Below are 17,139 nucleotides of genomic sequence, written 5' to 3' on the forward strand. Positions count from 1 at the left end.
GACTGACTCATGACCCAACACACGACTGCAAACCGTTCGAACAAGAACCGTTTCTTCAAAACCTGCGCACTGGCCGCAGGCCTGGGCCTGATGTCCCTGCAAGCCTTCGCAGGCGACTCCGCCCTGTACGGCCCGACCGCGCCGAAAGGCTCGACCTTCGTGCGTGTCTACAACGCCAGCAACGCTGAAATCAGCGCCAGCGTCGGCAACACCAACATGAACGAAGTCGCGCCACTGGGCAGCACCGCGTTCAGCTTCATGCCACAGGGCGACTACACCGCCAAGCTGGGCAGCCAGAGCGTGCCGGTGAAACTGGCAGGCGATCACTATTACACCCTGGTCAACAACGCCAGCGGCAAACCGCAACTGATCGAAGAACCACCGTTCAAGAACAAGCAGAAATCCCTGGTTCGCGTGCAGAACCTCAGCGACAAGGCACTGACTCTGAAAACCGCCGACGGCAAGACCGATGTGGTCAAGGCTGTGGCAGCCAAAGGCACCGGCGAGCGTGAAATCAACCCGGTCAAAGTCAGTCTGGCGCTGTACGACGGCGACAAGAAAGTCACCGATGTGAAACCTGTGGCCCTGGAACGTGGCGAAGCCGCTGTTCTGTACATCACCGGCAGTGGCAGCAGCCTCTCGCCAGTGTGGGTCAAGCCACCGGTAGCAACCCGCTAAAGGATAAAGCTGGCCGGTTCAGGGCGCAGTCCTGAACCGGCCGGTGCGGAACAAGAAAAAGACAGAAACGACAGACAGCATGTACAGCCCATATTGAATGCTATTGGAGAAATAAAATGATTCCAGTGATCTTGTCAGGTGGTAGCGGTTCACGACTCTGGCCGCTTTCGCGCAAGCAATTCCCTAAACAGTTCCTGGCACTGACCGGCGACCAGACCCTGTTCCAGCAAACGCTGCAGCGTCTGGTGTTCGACGGCATGCAGGAGCCGATCGTGGTCTGCAACAAGGAACACCGTTTCATCGTCAGCGAGCAGCTCGCGGCCTTGAAACTGGAAACCCAGGCGATTCTCATGGAACCGTTCGGTCGCAACACTGCGCCGGCCGTGGCCCTGACCGCCATGAAACTGGTCAACGAAGGTAACGACGGCCTGATGCTGGTGCTGCCGGCCGACCACGTGATCGAAGACCAGAAAGCGCTGCAACGCGCTTTGGCACTGGCAACCGTAGCCGCCGAGCGTGGCGAAATGGTGCTGTTCGGCGTACCGGCCAACAAACCGGAAACCGGTTACGGCTACATCAAATCCACCGCTGACGCACTGTTGCCGGAAGGCGTAAGCCGCGTTTCGCAGTTCGTCGAAAAGCCTGACGAAAAACGCGCCAACGAGTTTGTCGAAGCCGGCGGTTACTACTGGAACAGCGGCATGTTCCTGTTCCGCGCCAGCCGCTTCCTGGAAGAGCTGAAAAAGCACGATCCGGACATCTACGACACCTGCCTGCTGACCCTTGAGCGCAGCGTTCACGATGGCGACGCCGTTGAAATCGACGCCTCCACCTTCGCTTGCTGCCCGGACAACTCCATCGACTACGCCGTCATGGAAAAAACTCAGCGCGCCTGCGTCGTGCCGCTGTCGGCAGGCTGGAGCGATGTCGGCTGCTGGTCGTCGCTGTGGGAAGTGAATGCCAAGGATGCCAACGGCAACGTCACCAAAGGCGATGTCGTGATCCAGGACAGCCGCAACTGCATGATCCACGGCAATGGCAAGCTGGTGTCGGTGATCGGTCTGGACAACATCGTGGTCGTCGAAACCAAGGACGCCATGATGATTGCCCACAAGGACAAGGTTCAGGGCGTCAAGCAGATGGTCAACACCCTGAACGAACAGGGCCGCACCGAAACCCAGAACCACCTCGAAGTGTATCGTCCGTGGGGTTCGTATGACTCCGTGGACATGGGCGGCCGCTTCCAGGTCAAGCGCATCTCGGTCAAGCCGGGCGCGTGCCTGTCGCTGCAGATGCACCACCACCGCGCCGAGCACTGGATCGTGGTATCCGGCACTGCGCAGGTGACCTGTGACGAGAACGTATTCCTGCTCACTGAAAACCAGTCCACCTACATCCCGATCGCTTCGGTCCATCGCCTGAAAAACCCGGGCAAGATTCCATTGGAAATCATCGAAGTGCAATCGGGCAGCTACCTGGGCGAAGACGACATCGAGCGTTTCGAAGACGTCTACGGCCGCTCGGGCGCACTGGAAGCCGGTGTGAAGACGCAGACGATTGCGCGTTAACGGTCGATCTGGCAGCACGCTGTAATATATGAACCAACCCTTGACGGCGTATTCACATTCGCTGTCAGGGGTTGGTTTTTTTTGTCAGGTCAATCACGACTGACACAGAGGACACCCTGTGCCGGACTCAACTGCTGCGCAACGATGTGCTTGATGCGCTCATAGCCTGATATAGCCTGATATAGCCTGATCATCATGACTGTCATGGCTTGCGTCACAATGAGAGTGTCTGGTGATTGCATGACCTGTGACAAGCGCTTCTTTGAGAGGTCATTTCTGGAGGCCTGCGGTTCTTCACAGCTGCCTCCATTCAGGAGATACCGCGACGATCGCAGGGTCTGTGCAAACCGAGGGGCTGGACAAATGGGGGTGCTGCCGGACGCTGAAAACTGCAGTTCAAAGACTGAGCCCCGCCTGATCCGAAGCTACGGTAACGCTTCAAAGCGTCATCGAGGCTGCGCCCCTTCGCCTCGTCAGCCCCCATTGGTCAACCGGCACTGCCTTTCTGTAGGATGTTCGGCACCGCCCCCGCTGGAGACCCGTTGCATGCTGATCGGCATCCTCTTAATTCTGACCTGGCTCATCCTGCTGCTGCGCTATCCGGCCAAGGCCCTGCCTGTTTCCCTCGCCGCAGCGGCAGGTCTGGGGATAGTGGCCGCCATCGTGATCTGGCAGGACAGCCGCGAGACACGTCAGCTGGAGCAACTCGATATCCAGCTGGTATATGCACCGCAGCAATGCCCCACGGATCGTCCGTTACACATCTCGATCACCAACCGCAACAAAGCGGCGCTGCTGGAGCTTCGCTGGCGGATTGCTGCTTATGCACCTGGCGATACCGTCAATCTGGCGGACAACACTTACACGTCGGCACGCTACCGCGGCCCCGGCGAGTTGCAGGCCGACGGCAACTGGCAGGATTGTGTGCCGGTGCCCGCTCTGCGTAACGGCTATCGCCCGCAAACCCTAGAGTTTCGTGCAGAACATCTGCAAGGCAGTTTCTCGGACTGATCCCTAAGGACATCGACATGCCCATCGCTCTCATCACCGGCTGCTCAAGCGGAATAGGTCGCGCACTCGCCGACGCCTTCAAGGCGGAGGGTTACGAAGTCTGGGCCACGGCGCGCAAGCAGGAAGACGTCGCAACGCTCAGCGCGGCCGGTTTCATTGCCGTGCAACTGGATGTCAATGACAGCATCGCGCTCGCACAACTCGCCGCCGGGCTGGAACACAGCGGGCTCGATGTGCTGGTCAACAACGCAGGCTACGGCGCGATGGGGCCGTTGCTGGATGGCGGCGTCGAGGCGCTGCAACGACAATTCGAAACCAACGTGTTCTCGGTGATTGGCGTCACGAAAGCGCTGTTCCCGGCATTGCGCCGCAACAAGGGGCTGGTGGTCAACATCGGCAGTGTTTCCGGTGTACTGGTGACACCGTTCGCGGGGGCCTACTGCGCCTCGAAAGCGGCTGTGCATGCACTCAGCGATGCGCTGCGTCTGGAACTGGCGCCATTTGGCGTGCAGGTGATGGAGGTTCAGCCAGGCGCAATTGCATCGAGCTTTGCGAAGAATGCCGGCCATGAGGCCGAGCAGTTGATCAGCGAGCAATCGCCCTGGTGGCCGATCCGTGAAGGCATCCGTGCTCGCGCCAAGGCCTCGCAGGACAACCCCACCCCCGCCACCGACTTCGCCCGCGATCTGCTCAAGGCCGTCCAGCAAACCAACCCGCCGCGCCTGCTGCGTCTGGGTAACGGCTCGCGGCTCTTGCCTCTGATGTCATGGCTGCTGCCCAAGGGACTGCTCGAAAACGGGCTACGCAAGCGGTTCGGGTTGAATACCTCGTTGTGATCGCGATGCGGGCTTGATCAGCTCGGCGTCACAATCACCGTGCATGTCATCCCCGCTGAGAGCGACACACCGTCAGGCACGCGATCCAGATGAATGCGCACCGGTACGCGCTGCGCCAGACGAACCCAGTTGAAGGTCGGGTTGACGTCGGCGACCAGCTCACGGCTTTGAGGGTTGTCGCGGTCATAGATGCCACGAGCGATGCTTTCGACATGCCCCTGGATTACCTCGCCGCTCATCAATTGCATGTCCGCCGGATCACCCACTTTCAAGTGCGGCAATTTGGTTTCTTCGAAGAAGCCATAAACCCAGAACGAATTCATATCAACCACCGCCATCTTCGCTTCGCCGATTCGCGCGTAGTCGCCCCGGTGCACGTTCAGGTTGGTCACATAGCCATCCACCGAAGCCAGCACGCGAGTACGCGACAGGTTCAGTTCCGCCGCCTCCAGCTGTGCCTGAGCCAACTGGTAGTCCGCCAGCGCCGAGGTCGCGATGGTGCTCGCATCGTCGCGACTTTCTGCCGAGATCACCAGCTCGTCCATGTCGGCACGGCGTTTGGCGTTGAGCTTGCGCATCTCCCAGGTGGCCTTGCGTGAGGCCAACAGCGCCTGGGCCTGTCTCACAGCAATCCGGTAATGCTCCGGATCGATCTGCATCAGCAGGTCGCCGCGTTTGACCTGCTGGTTGTCGTGCACCGGCACATCCATCACGGTGCCGGACACGTCCGCCGCCACGTTGATGATGTCGGCTCGCACACGGCCGTCGCGGGTCCAGGGCGTGTCCATGTACTGGACCCATAAAGTGCGTCCGATCCACAGGGCCAGCGCCAGAAACAGCAACGTGGCAATCACGCTGAAAAACTTTTTCATCCAGAGATTTCCGAACCAGATATCAACGATAAAGAGGCAGCGCCAGGGCGCCGAACAGACAGGTGAACAGGCTCAGGCGCAGCAACGCCGGGTGCCAGAAGTGGCGATACAGGTCCAGCCCTGCCAACAGGCGATCCAGCCCCCAGGCCAGTGCCATTGCAAGCAGAAACATCAGGCTCATGGTCGGCATGTACAGACCATGAAAAGCAATTTCACGCGGCATGGACCCCTCCAGAAAGGCGAGGTGCACGACCTTCGTCAGCCAAAGGCGATCGAGGGTCCAGCAAGGAAGAGCGGATGAAGTGCAGGTAGCTTTTCACCCGACGCAGCACCGAGGTATCGAAATGCGGAGCAAACGGCTCGTCCGCTTCCCGAACCCGATCAAGCGCCTGATCGACCGCCAGCAGACAGCGATGCAGGTTGCTCTCGTCAGGCTGAATGAACAGACGAACCAATGCTCGCCCCATCACCCGTAGCGACAGGCGCCAGGGTTGATACTCGGCGTAGCCTGGATGAATCGGCAGCACCGCCTGCTCACGACGCAATTCGATGATCGCGTGGCCGATTTCCAGCACCACGAACATCCAGCGCAACAATTCACGCTGCACCTCGGGTCTGCCGATGGCCAGGCCATATGCCTGATGCATGAGGTCACGGGTCTGACTCTCGAAACGCGAACCCAGCCGTTGCAGGGGCGCGCTGATCGCGAACACCACCTGATCACGCAACGCCTGCTCCAACCGTTGCCACATCCAGCGGCTGTTGGGCGGCAGGATAATTGCGCCCGCCGCGGCACAGAACAGCATGCCGATCACCATGGCGATGTAATCGTTGATAAACGTGTAAGGGTCATAAACCGTCAGGTTGTCCGGCACCGAACCGATGCTGAAAAAAATCAGCAGGCCCAGCCCGTACCCGGTCCATTGCGGCCGGGCCCCGAGAAAGGCACCCAGCACGAAAACCGGTGCCAGCAAGGCGCACAACAAAGGAAAGCCATCGATCTGCGGGAACAGAAAAAACGTTTCGACAAACCCGAGCAGCGCGCCGAGCAGCGTGCCACAGGCCATCTGAAACGACATGCGTCTGGGGTTGTGCGTGGTGGAAGACAACGCGACGGTTGCGGCCGAGGCCAGCGTCATGACCGCCCCGCTGGGCCACGCGGTCAGCACCCAGTAGGCGCTCAAGAGCGCAACCACGCAGGTCGCACGAACACCAGCAGCCGCTGCAGTCATCCAGTGCGTGCGGGGCACGAAAGGCTCGTTCCACTGTTCACGCACATGTTGATGATCGGCCAGCGATGCGTGGGTCTGGGCGTAACTGAGCAGCTCGTTCAGAAGGCGGTACAGCAGCTCGAATGCCGTATGGAAATCCAGCCACTGGGCATCGTCGGGAGTCGTTCTTTCAAAATCGGCACGCAGGCGTCTGACCGTGTCCGGCCACTGCGCCTTGAGCGTTTCCAGATGCGTGACCAGTCGCGCAGCGTCGGGGCTGGTCAGCGCCCTGTCAGCAAACGCATCGAGCAATGCGCTCAACTGATCGAGGCCGGGTTCGACATGATTCAGCACCGCAGTCGAACGCTCGGCACGTAGCCGCTCAAGCAACTGATGCAGCGCATTGAAGCGCGTGGTCACGGCCATGAACTCACTGTTCAGGCGGTTGAGCCGTCCGTTGCGTCGGCGCATGTGCGGGTCTTCAAACACCGTGACGCTGCGCAGCCCTTCCAGGCCGATGGCCTCTGCAACGAACCGCACATTGCCCGTCTCGAACGCGGCTTGCGTCTGGCTTGCGCGCAGGCCGTCAATCACGAAGCGGGCAAAAACACCAAACCGCTGATAGAGCGCGTTGCGCATCGCCGCGCTGGCACTCTGCGGCAGTAACACTGCGCTGACGGCTGTGGCACAGAGAATGCCCAGCGAGATTTCCAGCACTCGCCATACCGCGGCCATGAACGCGCCCTCCGGGTGCGCCAACGCAGGCAGTCCGATCATGGCTGCGGTGTAACCGGCCAGCACGAAACCATACGCTCGAAAGTTGCGATAGCGCGCAGCGCCTGCCGAACAGAACCCGACCCACAGCGCCAGACAGCCGAGGAACGGCAGCGGATTCTGGGCGAACAGCGCCATCAGCAGCACGATCATGACCGAGCCCGCCAGCGTGCCCAGCAGCCGATAGAAGCTTTTGGCAAACACCTGTCCGCTCTGCGGCTGCATCACGATGAACACTGTAATGATCGCGGTGCGCGGCTGCGGCAACTCCAGACGCAGCGCCAGCCAATACGTCAGGAATGCGGCGATCAGCACCTTGCCGATGTAGATCCAGGTCACGCCGTCGCTGCGTGCCCAGCTATTCAGTTCGCGACGCCAGGGCAAGGCGACGACGCGATGAGCAAGGGTAATCATGTCAGTGACCACCCTGCCTGCCCGTGTCGACAAAAGCCGCAGGCACATCGTTTCCCGCCGACAACCCGCCACCCAGCGCCACCACCAACCCGGCATAGGCGGTGAGGCGCGCGGCCTCGACCTGCTGCTGAATCTGTCGCTGACGAAACAGCAGGGTCTGGGCATTGAGCACATTCAGGTAATCGGTCAGACCGCGCTGGTAAGCAATCAGGGCGATGTCATAGGTCTTGCGCGCCGACGTCACCGATTCGGCCGCGTACACCTGCTGCTTGTCGAGCGAGGCGCGACGAATCAACTGATCCGACACACTCTGCAGCGCCGTGACCAGCGTCTGGTTGTAATGCGCGACCGCCAGATCGTAACCGGCCGACGCGTGTCCCAGCTCAGCGCGCAGACGCCCGCCGTCGAAGATCGGCAGCGTGAGCGCAGGGCCCGACCTGTAGCTGAATTTGCTGCCGGTCAGAAACTCCAGCATGCCGCCCCCCGTGGCCATGTAACCCAGGCTGGCGACCAGATCGACGTTGGGATAGAAATTGGCATGGGCCACATCAATGCCCCGCGCCTGCGCGGCGACACGCCACTGACTGGCAACCACGTCAGGTCGCTGGCCCAGCAGTTGCGCAGGCAATGCCGAAGGCAGTTTCAGTTCAGCATTCAATGCCAGGCGGGGGCGCTGCAAGGTCGAGCCCTCGCCCGGCCCCTTGCCTGCCAGCGCCGCCAGTTGGTTGCGCCCCAGCGCAATGGCTTCTTCGAGTTCATCGATCTGCCGATGGATCTCCGGCAACGGCGCCTCGGCCTGACTGACGTCGAAGTGGGTGCCGAGGCCGCCCTTGAGCCGACGTTGCGCCAGCTCCAGCATCTGCTGTTGCTGGGCCAGCGTCGCTTCGGCGATCTCCAGACGAGCGAAGTTCAAGGAGAACCGGATATAGGCGCGCACAATGTTTTCCTGCAGTTCAAGCTGCGCCTGCCGCTGTTCCGCAGCACTCATGTGGGCCAGGTCAAGCGCCTGTTCGCTGGCGTTACGCTCGCGTCCCCACAGGTCCAGCGCATAACTCAGACCGAGCGAGGCATTGTTGTCCCAGGTGTGACTATCAGCGAGCGCACCGGGTCCATAAAACTGATCGCTCGGCCAGTCATGGCGCGCCAGACTGGTCGTGCCCTGAACCTGCAGCGACTCGGCGGATTCGGCCATCCCGGCCATCGCTCTGGCATCCCTGACCCGTGCTGCTGCCATGGCCAGGCTCGGGCTGCCGAGGATCGCCAGTTCGATCCAGCGATTGAGCTGCGGATCGTTATAAACGCGCCACCATTGCCCGGTCGGCCAGCGTGCGCTGAGTTCGGCGTTCTGGATGGCATGGTCGGTGGCCAGGCTGTCTGCGTGTAACAGACTGCTCCTGGGTCCTATTCCACCGGTTCCGATGCAGCCGCTGATGACGAACGATAAAGCCATGAGACCGAGGGGCTTGAGCCCTCTGATGATGCGACGCGGCACAGCTGCGAGTTCCCGACCGGTAATGAAACGCCTTGAATGGCGGCGATTCTAGGGGCCGCTCGACATGGCGATAAGCGGGAAGATGTGTGATTCTTTATTACCGAAACGGTGATAATCCGTTGGTATGGCTGACATGCCATTGTTACTTCATGTCACAATTTGCCGTCTATTGAAGCTGTTCCATTTCAGAGAAGAACCATGGACACCCTGCAAAACATGCGTGCCTTCAGTTGCGTGGCGCAAGCGGGCAGCTTTACCGCCGCAGCGGCGTTGCTCGACACCACCACCGCCAACGTGTCGCGTGCCGTCTCCAACCTGGAGGCGCACTTGCAGACGCGCCTGCTCAATCGCACCACGCGCCGTATCGCGCTGACCGAAGCCGGCAAGCGCTACCTGCTGCGTTGTGAGCAGATCCTGATGTCTGTCGAAGAAGCCGAAGCCGAGGCCAGCGACGCTCATGCGCGTCCGGCCGGACAGCTCAAGATGCATTCGATGCCGGGGGTCGGTCAGCATTATGTGGTCGACGCCATTGCCCGTTATCGGCGCAGCCACCCGGACGTGTCGTTCGACCTGACGCTGACCAGTCGTGTGCCTGATCTGCTGGAGGACGGTTACGACGTGTCGATCGTGCTGGCCAGCGAACTGCCGGACTCGGGCTTCGTGTCTCAGCGTCTGGGCATCACTTACAGCATCGTCTGTGCATCGCCGGAGTACATCAAGACGTTCGGCACTGCGCACAAGCCTGCTGACCTGCTGAATCACGCCTGCCTGCGCCTGGTGAGCCCGGTGTTTCCGCTGGAGAAATGGCTGTTCGACGGCCCGGAAGGCCAGGAGATGGTCACCATCACCACGTCACCGCTGCTGGTCAATTCGGCGGACGCCATGAAAACCGCGATCTCCAGCGGCATGGGCGTCGGTATCCTGCCGATCTATTCAGCCATCGAAGGCCTGCGCAACGGTACGCTGGTGCGCATCATGTCCGATTACCGCTCCCAGGAACTGAACCTGTACGCCATCTACCCTTCGCGCCAGTACCTGGATGCCAAGATCAAGACCTGGGTCGAGTACCTGCGCGGCTCGCTGCCGGAGATTCTGGCGGCCGACGAGGCGGATCTGCACGTGCAGGCCCTGAAGAGCATGTCCTGACGTCGTACAACTGTAAAAAGCGGCTGCAATCAAGCGGGCAGGAATGTTAGCGTGCTACTCATTCAACCCGCTCAAGAGTGACTGCCCAATGAAAAAAACCGTACTCGCCTTCAGCCGTGTGTCCCCCGAAATGGCCGAGCGCCTGTCGCAAGACTTCAACGTGATCGTGCCCGACCCAAAACGCGGCGACCTCAATGCCCAGTTCGAAGAAGCCCTGCCCGAGTCCCACGGGATGATCGGTGCCGGCCGCAAACTGGGCCGAGAGCAGTTGGCGAACGCCAGCCGTCTCGAGGTGGTATCAAGCATTTCGGTGGGTTACGACAACTACGACGTCGGCTACCTGAGCGAGCGCGGCATCATGCTGACCAACACGCCGGACGTGCTGACTGAAAGCACCGCCGACCTGGGTTTTTCGCTGATCATGAGCAGCGCACGCCGCGTGGCTGAACTGGATGCCTGGACCAAGGCAGGCCAGTGGACACGCAGCATCGAAGCGCCGCATTTCGGCACCGATGTGCATGGCAAGACGCTGGGTATCGTGGGCATGGGCAACATCGGCGCAGCCATTGCGCGTCGTGGCCGACTGGGCTTCAACATGCCGATCCTCTACAGCGGCAACAGCCGCAAGACCGAGCTGGAGCAGGAGCTGGGTGCGCGGTTCCGCAGCCTGGACGAGCTGCTGGCCGAATCCGATTTCGTGTGCCTGGTGGTGCCGTTGAGCGACAAGACTCGCCACCTGATCTCGCGCCGCGAGCTGAGCCTGATGAAGCCGGGCGCGATCCTGGTCAACATCGCACGCGGTCCGATCGTTGACGAACCGGCGTTGATCGAAGCCCTGCAGAACTGCACCATTCGTGGCGCCGGTCTTGATGTCTACGAAAAGGAACCACTGAGCGAATCGCCGCTGTTTCAACTCAAGAACGCCGTCACCCTGCCCCACATCGGCTCGGCTACTACCGAAACCCGCCAGGCCATGGCCGACCGTGCCTACCACAACCTGCGCAACGCACTGCTGGGTGAACGCCCGCAGGATCTGGTCAATCCGCAGGTGTGGAAGGGTTGAGATAAATCGGTCAGGCCCGCAGCTCAAAGAAGCACTGTGTTCGAACGAGGGGCGGCTTGCCGGCCGATGCGGCGTCAGGCGACTTGTCAGTGACAGGTCTTGCACTGTCGCCAGCAAGCCGCCTCACGCAGTTTTCATCGGCGACAGGGTCGCGCTGTATCCGCGTTGGCCTCAAGCCAGTTTCCCGCTCACTGGCACGATTACTGGCTTCACCTTCCTGAACACCAGCACATTGCCCGCCATCACCAGTACCAGCCCGATCAGCGCAGCCGAGGTCCACTGATACCCCTCGACCCACGCCGAGATGTTCAGCGCCACCACCGGGAACAGTACGGTGCAATACGCCGCACGCTCAGGCCCCATGCGGCCAACCAGTGTCAGGTAGGCGGTGAAGCCTATGACCGAGCCCGGAATGACCAGATACAACAGGGACCCCACGTAACGGGTATTCCATTCAAACGTGAATGGCGTGCCGCTCAACAGGCAGTACATGCCAAGGATCGTCGCGCCATAGAACATACCCCAGGCATTGGTGGTCAGCGGACGCAGCCCGGCTTTCTGCTGCATGCTCGACAGCATGTTGCCCGCCGAAAAGCACAGCGTGCCGAGCAGCGCCAACCCCAGACCGATCAGGGTCTGATGACTGGCACCATGCCCGGACAGTTCAGGCCAGAACAGGCACCCCAACCCCAGTAATCCCAAGGCGCCGCCGGTCAGCACATTGCTGGCGATCTTCTGGCGGAAAAATACCCGCGCATTCAGTGCATTCCACAAGGTTGCGGTCGAGAACACGACAGCGATCAAGCCACTGGGGATCCACTGGCTGGCTGTCAGAAAACACATGAAGTTGACGCAGAACAGACAGATACCCTGCGCCAGACAGATCAACTGACCTCGTCGATTGACCGGTTGCAGCCGCCGGGTGATCAACAGAATCGCGAACAGCACCAGTGCGGCCAGCGCGAAGCGATAGACGATCGAGACAGGAATGGCGACCTCGCCAAGCTGGAGCTTGAGCGCAATCCAGGTCGTGCCCCAGATCAGTACGGTCAGCAGATAAAGCGAAATGTTCATGACGCAGACTCCTTGATGAGCCATCAGTCTGCTGCGCGCATCGCCATGCGCGCTTGCACAATCTTGCGCATTTGATCGACGGGGTGCTGGCAGCGAGGCCTATCGCAGGTAGGATGGGCGTCGTAGAGGAATCGCCATGCCATCCATCGAATCCATTCAGGTCTTCCAGGCCTTGAACAGCTCGCCCCATTCCTGCCTCGAGCAGAGCGCGACGCTGGGCGATGGTCTGGTGGCAGCACTGTGGAACAACCGGCATGACGCTCAGGAGTATCACGCGCCCACCCACCACACGCTCTCCTGCTATATCGAAGACGGCACCGGCACCTTCCGGCGTGACAGGCCGGACCAGAAAGGCTCACCGGGAAAACTCTGCATTCTGCCTGCAGGACATGAATCTGCATGGATCGTGAACGGTGAAATCCGTCTGGCGCATTTGTATTTCAGCCCGGAGCAGTTCGCACTCAGTTGCGTCACGCTGCTGGATCGCGAGCCGCGAGAGATGCAGTTGCAAGAGAACACTTTTCTCGACGATCCCGCACAGACGCAGCGCTTCCAGCACTTGATCCGCCTGAACTGGGCCGAGCCGGGTGAGCGTTTACTGACCAGCAGTCTGGCGCACGAGATGATCGGTCATGCACTGCTGAGCCAGACCGGGCAGCGCGAAGGCCTGCGTTTGAAGGGCGGACTTGCGCCACACGTGCGAAGACAACTGGCGGACTTCATCGAGACGCATCTGGCGGACCCGCTGAGCCTGGGCCAATTGGCAGGTTTATGTGCGTTGTCGGAGTATCACTTCGCCCGCATGTTTCGCGAAAGCTTCGGACTGCCGCCGCACCAATACCTGTTGGCGCGTCGTCTGGAACAGGCTCGTCGGTTGTTGCGCACCACCGGCAAACCGCTGGGCGATATTGCGCTGGCCTGCGGATTTTCCAGCGCCAGCCACTTCAGCAACCGGTTCCGTCAGACCATGGGCGCGACACCCGGCGAATACCGCGTAGCCCTCACGGCGATTTAGAACATCTGATCGAGCGCGGCCAGCGGGCTGAACAGCAGCGCGAAACCGAACAACATCAATACCCAGCGCGGCCGAAAGGGCATCAGCGAAACCAGCAGCACAGCGCTGGCCATCAACACCGCAAACCACTGCACCAGGCCGATTGCCCAGCCGTCGGCGTTCACCGCAGACCAGGGCGAAACCAGCAGCGCACCCCAGCCGATGAGTTTGAAGTTCAGCCGACGACGCTCGGTAAGCGGCCCCTTGCACAGCTCAACGTAATGACGCGGCATGGACAGGCAGAGCGCCACAAAGCCCAGATAGCACAACAAAGCCGCGAACAGCATCAGTTCGCCTCCTGCGGGCCGGCCTGCAGCGGAGTGCTGTCGGGACGCAGTACCTTGCTGGCGGGTGATGACGTGAATTTCGTCGCCGTCCAGCCCAGAAACAGACCGGTCGCAAGCACCGTCAGGTCAAAGGCTGCGAGCACCCAGTGACCTGACGCAAGCGAATCCATCAGATAGCGCCCGCTGGTCAGCAGATCCAGCAGCGGCAATGCGGTAAACAGAAATGCACCCAACCACAACTGCTCACGCCATGCGCTGCGCCCTCGACGTACCAACGCATGCAGCACGGACACGCCCCAGACACTGAAAAACACACTGACTTCCCAATCCGCACGCCCGGCCAATCCTGCGGGTATCACGCGGTTGGCCCAGAAAAATGCAGCCACGGCGATAAGCAGGCCGGACATACTGGCGATGTTCAACACGTCCACCAGCCTCAGTTCCAGCGGCAACACGCCGCTTCTGGCGTGCTTGAGTTGACGCTTGCCCAGCCACATCACCAGTCCCGTGCCGATCATGGCAGTGCCTGCGATGCCGAAAATGAAGTACAGCCAGCGCAACAGTGGCTCGGCAAAATGGCCGACATGCAGGCCGTACATCGCGCCGGAAACCTGCAGCGCCATTGGCCGTTCCGGCACTTCGTCCTGCAACTCGCCGCTGACGCCGTTGAAGGTCAACGCACCACCACGCTCCAGGACGATGCTGCCCTTGTCATCGCGGGTCAGCAGAACCGACGCTGCCGCATCGCCCGGGTTATTCACGATCACCCGCCCTACATGGCCGCTTTCCCAGCGCTCGGTCGCAGTCTTGACCAGAGGCGCCAGCGCAATCAAAGGCGCGGGTTTGCCCTCGGCCTTGACGGCCCGAGAAGTGGGAAACGCTTCGCTATAGAACGTCTGAACATTGCCGTAGGCGGTCAGGATGCTGGCCGGCATGACCATCGACATGAAGATCACCAGACTGCTGTAGGTGATCATCAGATGAAACGGCAGCACCAGTATGCCCAGTGCGTTATGCCCATCGAGCCAGGAGCGCTGGCCCTTGCGGGGGCGGAAGGTGAAGAACTCCTTGAAGACTTTCTTGTGAATGATGATGCCGGTGATCAGCGCGACGAACATCACCATCGCGGCGGTGGTCGCCAGCCAACGGCCCCATGGATAGGGCATCTGTAGCTGATAGTGGAAGCGGTAGAAGAAATCTCCGCCACGCGTCTCACGCGCCTGCACCTCGACACCGGTCTGCGGGTCGAGCAGCTTGCGCACGAAATTGTTGCGCTGACCCGCCTTGCCCTCGGGCAACCAGCCCACCGACAGCGCCGGCGTGCGCTCATCAGGCAGGCTGATGAACCAGCGCGTTGCACCGGCGGCATGGATTTGCAGATAGTTCTGGGCCATCTGCACGCTGGCGCCGGCATCAAGGGTGCGGGCGGGAATCTCCGGCTGCATCCACTGGGTGATCTCGTCCTTGAAATACGAAAGCGTGCCGGTCAGGAAAATCGCGAACAACAACCAGCCGAACAGCAGGCCGATCCAGGTGTGCAGCCAAGCCATCGCCTGGCGGAAACCCTCTTTCATGACAACCACCCGCTGAAGGCGTAAGCCACACCGAGCACAGCGCAGGGCGCCAACACCCCGACCCATGCCTGCAACGCTGTCCGACAGGCGAAACACCAGAGTACAGCGACCAGATAGACGAGGAAGGACAGCATCATTGCCGTTACCACCGCTTCGGCACGGGGAAGCGGCAACCATTGCGCGATGCAGATGCTGGTAATCGAAGCCAGCAGGTAACCGGCAAAGATGGCAGCGAGCGCCCGCGAGGTCACGGCCAGTCGATAGGCGATGGTCACGCCTTGGGGCTTGGGGGTTCGCTTCTTGACCACAGGAGTGGTTGCGGCAGATGAGCCATCCATTGGAGCGTCTTCGTTCGGTACATTAAACGGCGGGAAGCGGGTCATGACGCCAGCCGGGTCTAGATTCGCCGCCAAACCGACGAATGAAGCGCAATATTAATGATAAATATTCTCATACGCAAAAGAGTCTGACAGAATCCACGCCACCCATGAATCCTCTGGATTGCTTTCGTGATGCACAGCGCCCACCCTGCTATCACTCACACCGTCGACGGCCTGTTTCGGGCGCATAACGCCTGGCTGACGGGCTGGTTGCGGCGCAGGCTCGGCTGTCCCCACAGCGCGGCGGATCTGGCGCAGGACACATTCATCAAGGTACTGGGCGCGCGCGACACGCAACAGATCGTCGAGCCGCGCGCCTTCCTGACCACCATCGCTCGACGCGTGCTGTGTAATCACTACCGACGTCAGGATCTGGAACGCGCCTATTATCAGGCGCTGACCGAACTGCCCGAGAGCGTGGCGCCGTCGGAAGAAGAGCGCGCGATCATTCTCGAAACGCTGGTGGAACTGGATCAATTGCTGGATGGCCTTCCTGGCCCGGTGAAGAGCGCATTCCTGATGTCGCAGGTGGACGGCCTGAGCCATGGCGAAATCGCCAGCGCGCTGAACATTTCCATCGCAACGGTCAAACGTCATCTGAACAAGGCCGCCCTGCGCTGCTACTTCGCCCTATGAACCTGAACAGCGAATCCTTGAACAAGTCCGACATTTCGCCTGCGGTCGCGCAACAGGCAGTCGGCTGGCTGCTGGAAATGCAGGAAGGTTCGCTGACTGCAGGTCGCCAGAAGGCCTGGCAGCTGTGGCTCAACGGGAACGCCGAGCATCAACGCGCATGGGCGCACATCCAGCGGGTCAATCAACGCCTGAGCGGCCTGTCATCGCCACTCGCACACGCGGCGCTAGGTGCACCGAAGTCCGGCAGCCGACGCCATGCGCTCAAATTGCTGTTGCTGCTGGGCGCGGGTTCAGTCGCGGGCTGGAGCCTGCGTGATCAGATCGCGCTGCAACCCTTGCTGGCCGACTACAACAGCGGCGTGGGTGAACAGCGCAAGGTGGCCTTGAGCGACGGCAGCCAGATTCAACTGAACACCGCCAGCGCCGTGGATGTGAACTTCGATGCACAGCAGCGACTGATTCGGCTGTTGTCGGGAGAAATTCTGATGACTGCCTCAGCCGATACCCGGCCGCTAAACCTGCTGACCGCAGAGGGCTCCGTGAAGGTGACGACCGGCAGCAGTCGTTTCAACCTTCGTCAGCTCAATGGGCGCACGCAACTGGCGGTGTTCGCCGGAGCGGTCGAACTGGCTCCCGGTGAGCACGCAGGTTCGGGGTTGACCTTGCAGGCGCAGCAGCAGATAACGTTCAGCCGCAACGCCTGGGACAGCGTCCGACCTGTGGATGCCACCAGCGGCGCCTGGGCTGACGGCATGCTGGTCGCGTCACGTATGAAGCTGACCGATTTTCTTGATGAGCTGGGGCGTTACCGTCGCGGCCGTCTGAGCTGCGATGCGAAAGTGGCCAACCTGTTGATCTCCGGCAGCTACCCGCTGGCTGACAGCGAACGCATCCTCGACATGCTGGAGCTCGCCCTGCCCGTGCGCGTGCAACGCTTCACCCGGTACTGGATAAACGTGCAGGCGCGGGTTTGAATCCCTGAGCGCATGATCAGCCTATACCCATCGTTCCCACGCTCCAGCGCGCTCATCGTTCTGCACAAGTGCGCGTCCACACTAAATATTTCAAA

The 17,139-nt window shown here is 60.8% G+C and carries 17 protein-coding genes; 9 read left to right on the forward strand and 8 right to left on the reverse strand.

Annotated elements, in window-relative coordinates:
- The first annotated feature begins 9 nt into the window (after nt 1-9).
- The 4 genes from KDX39_RS07045 to KDX39_RS07060 all read left to right on the forward strand — a co-directional run bounded on the left by KDX39_RS07045 (nt 10) and on the right by KDX39_RS07060 (nt 4,093).
- Nucleotides 10-678 (forward strand): alginate O-acetyltransferase AlgF, encoded by a 669-nt coding sequence (locus tag KDX39_RS07045; RefSeq protein ID WP_004886260.1) that lies wholly within the window; start codon nt 10-12, stop codon nt 676-678.
- A gap of 116 nt (nt 679-794) precedes the next feature.
- The gene (locus KDX39_RS07050; RefSeq protein WP_004886262.1) at nt 795-2,246 is read left to right on the forward strand and encodes a mannose-1-phosphate guanylyltransferase/mannose-6-phosphate isomerase; all 1,452 of its coding nucleotides are present in this window, start codon (nt 795-797) and stop codon (nt 2,244-2,246) included.
- Nucleotides 2,247-2,792: 546 nt separating this feature from the next.
- Nucleotides 2,793-3,257 carry a multidrug transporter gene (locus KDX39_RS07055; RefSeq protein WP_231659828.1) on the forward strand — a complete coding sequence of 155 codons (465 nt, stop codon included), beginning with the start codon at nt 2,793-2,795 and terminating at the stop codon, nt 3,255-3,257.
- 17 nt (nt 3,258-3,274) lie between these two features.
- On the forward strand, nt 3,275-4,093 hold the full coding sequence (locus KDX39_RS07060; RefSeq protein WP_231659829.1) for an SDR family oxidoreductase: 819 nt from the start codon (nt 3,275-3,277) through the stop codon (nt 4,091-4,093).
- A 17-nt stretch (nt 4,094-4,110) separates the two neighbouring features.
- On the opposite strand, the gene KDX39_RS07065 is transcribed toward KDX39_RS07060, so the two are convergent.
- The 4 genes from KDX39_RS07065 to KDX39_RS07080 are packed head-to-tail and all read right to left on the reverse strand — an operon-like array spanning nt 4,111 to nt 8,856.
- Nucleotides 4,111-4,965 (reverse strand): efflux RND transporter periplasmic adaptor subunit, encoded by an 855-nt coding sequence (locus tag KDX39_RS07065; RefSeq protein WP_231659830.1) that lies wholly within the window; start codon nt 4,963-4,965, stop codon nt 4,111-4,113.
- Nucleotides 4,966-4,987: 22 nt separating this feature from the next.
- Nucleotides 4,988-5,188, reverse strand: coding sequence for a DUF1656 domain-containing protein (locus KDX39_RS07070; protein WP_099226875.1), 201 nt, complete (start codon nt 5,186-5,188; stop codon nt 4,988-4,990).
- On the reverse strand, nt 5,178-7,364 hold the full coding sequence (locus KDX39_RS07075; RefSeq protein WP_231659831.1) for an FUSC family protein: 2,187 nt from the start codon (nt 7,362-7,364) through the stop codon (nt 5,178-5,180). Before KDX39_RS07075 ends, KDX39_RS07070 begins: the two co-directional genes overlap by 11 nt.
- 1 nt (nt 7,365) lies before the next feature.
- Nucleotides 7,366-8,856, reverse strand: a complete 1,491-nt coding sequence (locus KDX39_RS07080; protein ID WP_231659832.1) for an efflux transporter outer membrane subunit — start codon at nt 8,854-8,856, stop codon at nt 7,366-7,368.
- Between the two features lie 198 nt (nt 8,857-9,054).
- On the opposite strand from KDX39_RS07080, the gene KDX39_RS07085 reads away from it, so the two are divergent.
- Nucleotides 9,055-10,002 carry a LysR family transcriptional regulator gene (locus KDX39_RS07085; protein ID WP_099226878.1) on the forward strand — a complete coding sequence of 316 codons (948 nt, stop codon included), beginning with the start codon at nt 9,055-9,057 and terminating at the stop codon, nt 10,000-10,002.
- 88 nt (nt 10,003-10,090) lie between these two features.
- Nucleotides 10,091-11,065, forward strand: a complete 975-nt coding sequence (locus KDX39_RS07090; protein WP_231659833.1) for a 2-hydroxyacid dehydrogenase — start codon at nt 10,091-10,093, stop codon at nt 11,063-11,065.
- A 171-nt stretch (nt 11,066-11,236) separates the two neighbouring features.
- Here the strand turns inward: KDX39_RS07090 and KDX39_RS07095 are convergent, their stop codons facing one another.
- Nucleotides 11,237-12,139 carry a DMT family transporter gene (locus KDX39_RS07095; protein ID WP_184318595.1) on the reverse strand — a complete coding sequence of 301 codons (903 nt, stop codon included), beginning with the start codon at nt 12,137-12,139 and terminating at the stop codon, nt 11,237-11,239.
- Between the two features lie 136 nt (nt 12,140-12,275).
- On the opposite strand from KDX39_RS07095, the gene KDX39_RS07100 reads away from it, so the two are divergent.
- Entirely contained in the window at nt 12,276-13,154 is an 879-nt protein-coding gene (locus KDX39_RS07100) for a helix-turn-helix domain-containing protein (RefSeq protein ID WP_231659834.1), read from the forward strand.
- Here KDX39_RS07100 and KDX39_RS07105 read toward each other — a convergent pair.
- The 3 genes from KDX39_RS07105 to KDX39_RS07115 are packed head-to-tail and all read right to left on the reverse strand — an operon-like array spanning nt 13,151 to nt 15,392.
- On the reverse strand, nt 13,151-13,480 hold the full coding sequence (locus KDX39_RS07105; RefSeq protein ID WP_231659835.1) for a DUF3325 domain-containing protein: 330 nt from the start codon (nt 13,478-13,480) through the stop codon (nt 13,151-13,153). The two genes, KDX39_RS07100 and KDX39_RS07105, sit on opposite strands and share 4 nt — an antisense overlap.
- Nucleotides 13,480-15,030: a PepSY-associated TM helix domain-containing protein gene (locus tag KDX39_RS07110; protein ID WP_231659946.1), complete on the reverse strand. Its 1,551-nt coding sequence runs from the start codon at nt 15,028-15,030 to the stop codon at nt 13,480-13,482. The genes KDX39_RS07105 and KDX39_RS07110 overlap by 1 nt, the downstream gene beginning before the upstream one ends.
- A gap of 20 nt (nt 15,031-15,050) precedes the next feature.
- The gene (locus KDX39_RS07115; RefSeq protein ID WP_231659836.1) at nt 15,051-15,392 is read right to left on the reverse strand and encodes a DUF3649 domain-containing protein; all 342 of its coding nucleotides are present in this window, start codon (nt 15,390-15,392) and stop codon (nt 15,051-15,053) included.
- 174 nt (nt 15,393-15,566) lie between these two features.
- Here KDX39_RS07115 and KDX39_RS07120 point away from each other — a divergent pair, with 174 nt between their 5' ends.
- Nucleotides 15,567-16,070 (forward strand): sigma-70 family RNA polymerase sigma factor, encoded by a 504-nt coding sequence (locus KDX39_RS07120; protein ID WP_099226885.1) that lies wholly within the window; start codon nt 15,567-15,569, stop codon nt 16,068-16,070.
- Nucleotides 16,067-17,044 carry a FecR domain-containing protein gene (locus tag KDX39_RS07125; RefSeq protein WP_231659837.1) on the forward strand — a complete coding sequence of 326 codons (978 nt, stop codon included), beginning with the start codon at nt 16,067-16,069 and terminating at the stop codon, nt 17,042-17,044. The genes KDX39_RS07120 and KDX39_RS07125 overlap by 4 nt, the downstream gene beginning before the upstream one ends.
- Nucleotides 17,045-17,139: the final 95 nt, after the last annotated feature.

The sequence above is a fragment of the Pseudomonas sp. CDFA 610 genome (assembly GCF_021147865.1).
GTDB lineage: Bacteria > Pseudomonadota > Gammaproteobacteria > Pseudomonadales > Pseudomonadaceae > Aquipseudomonas > Aquipseudomonas alliivorans.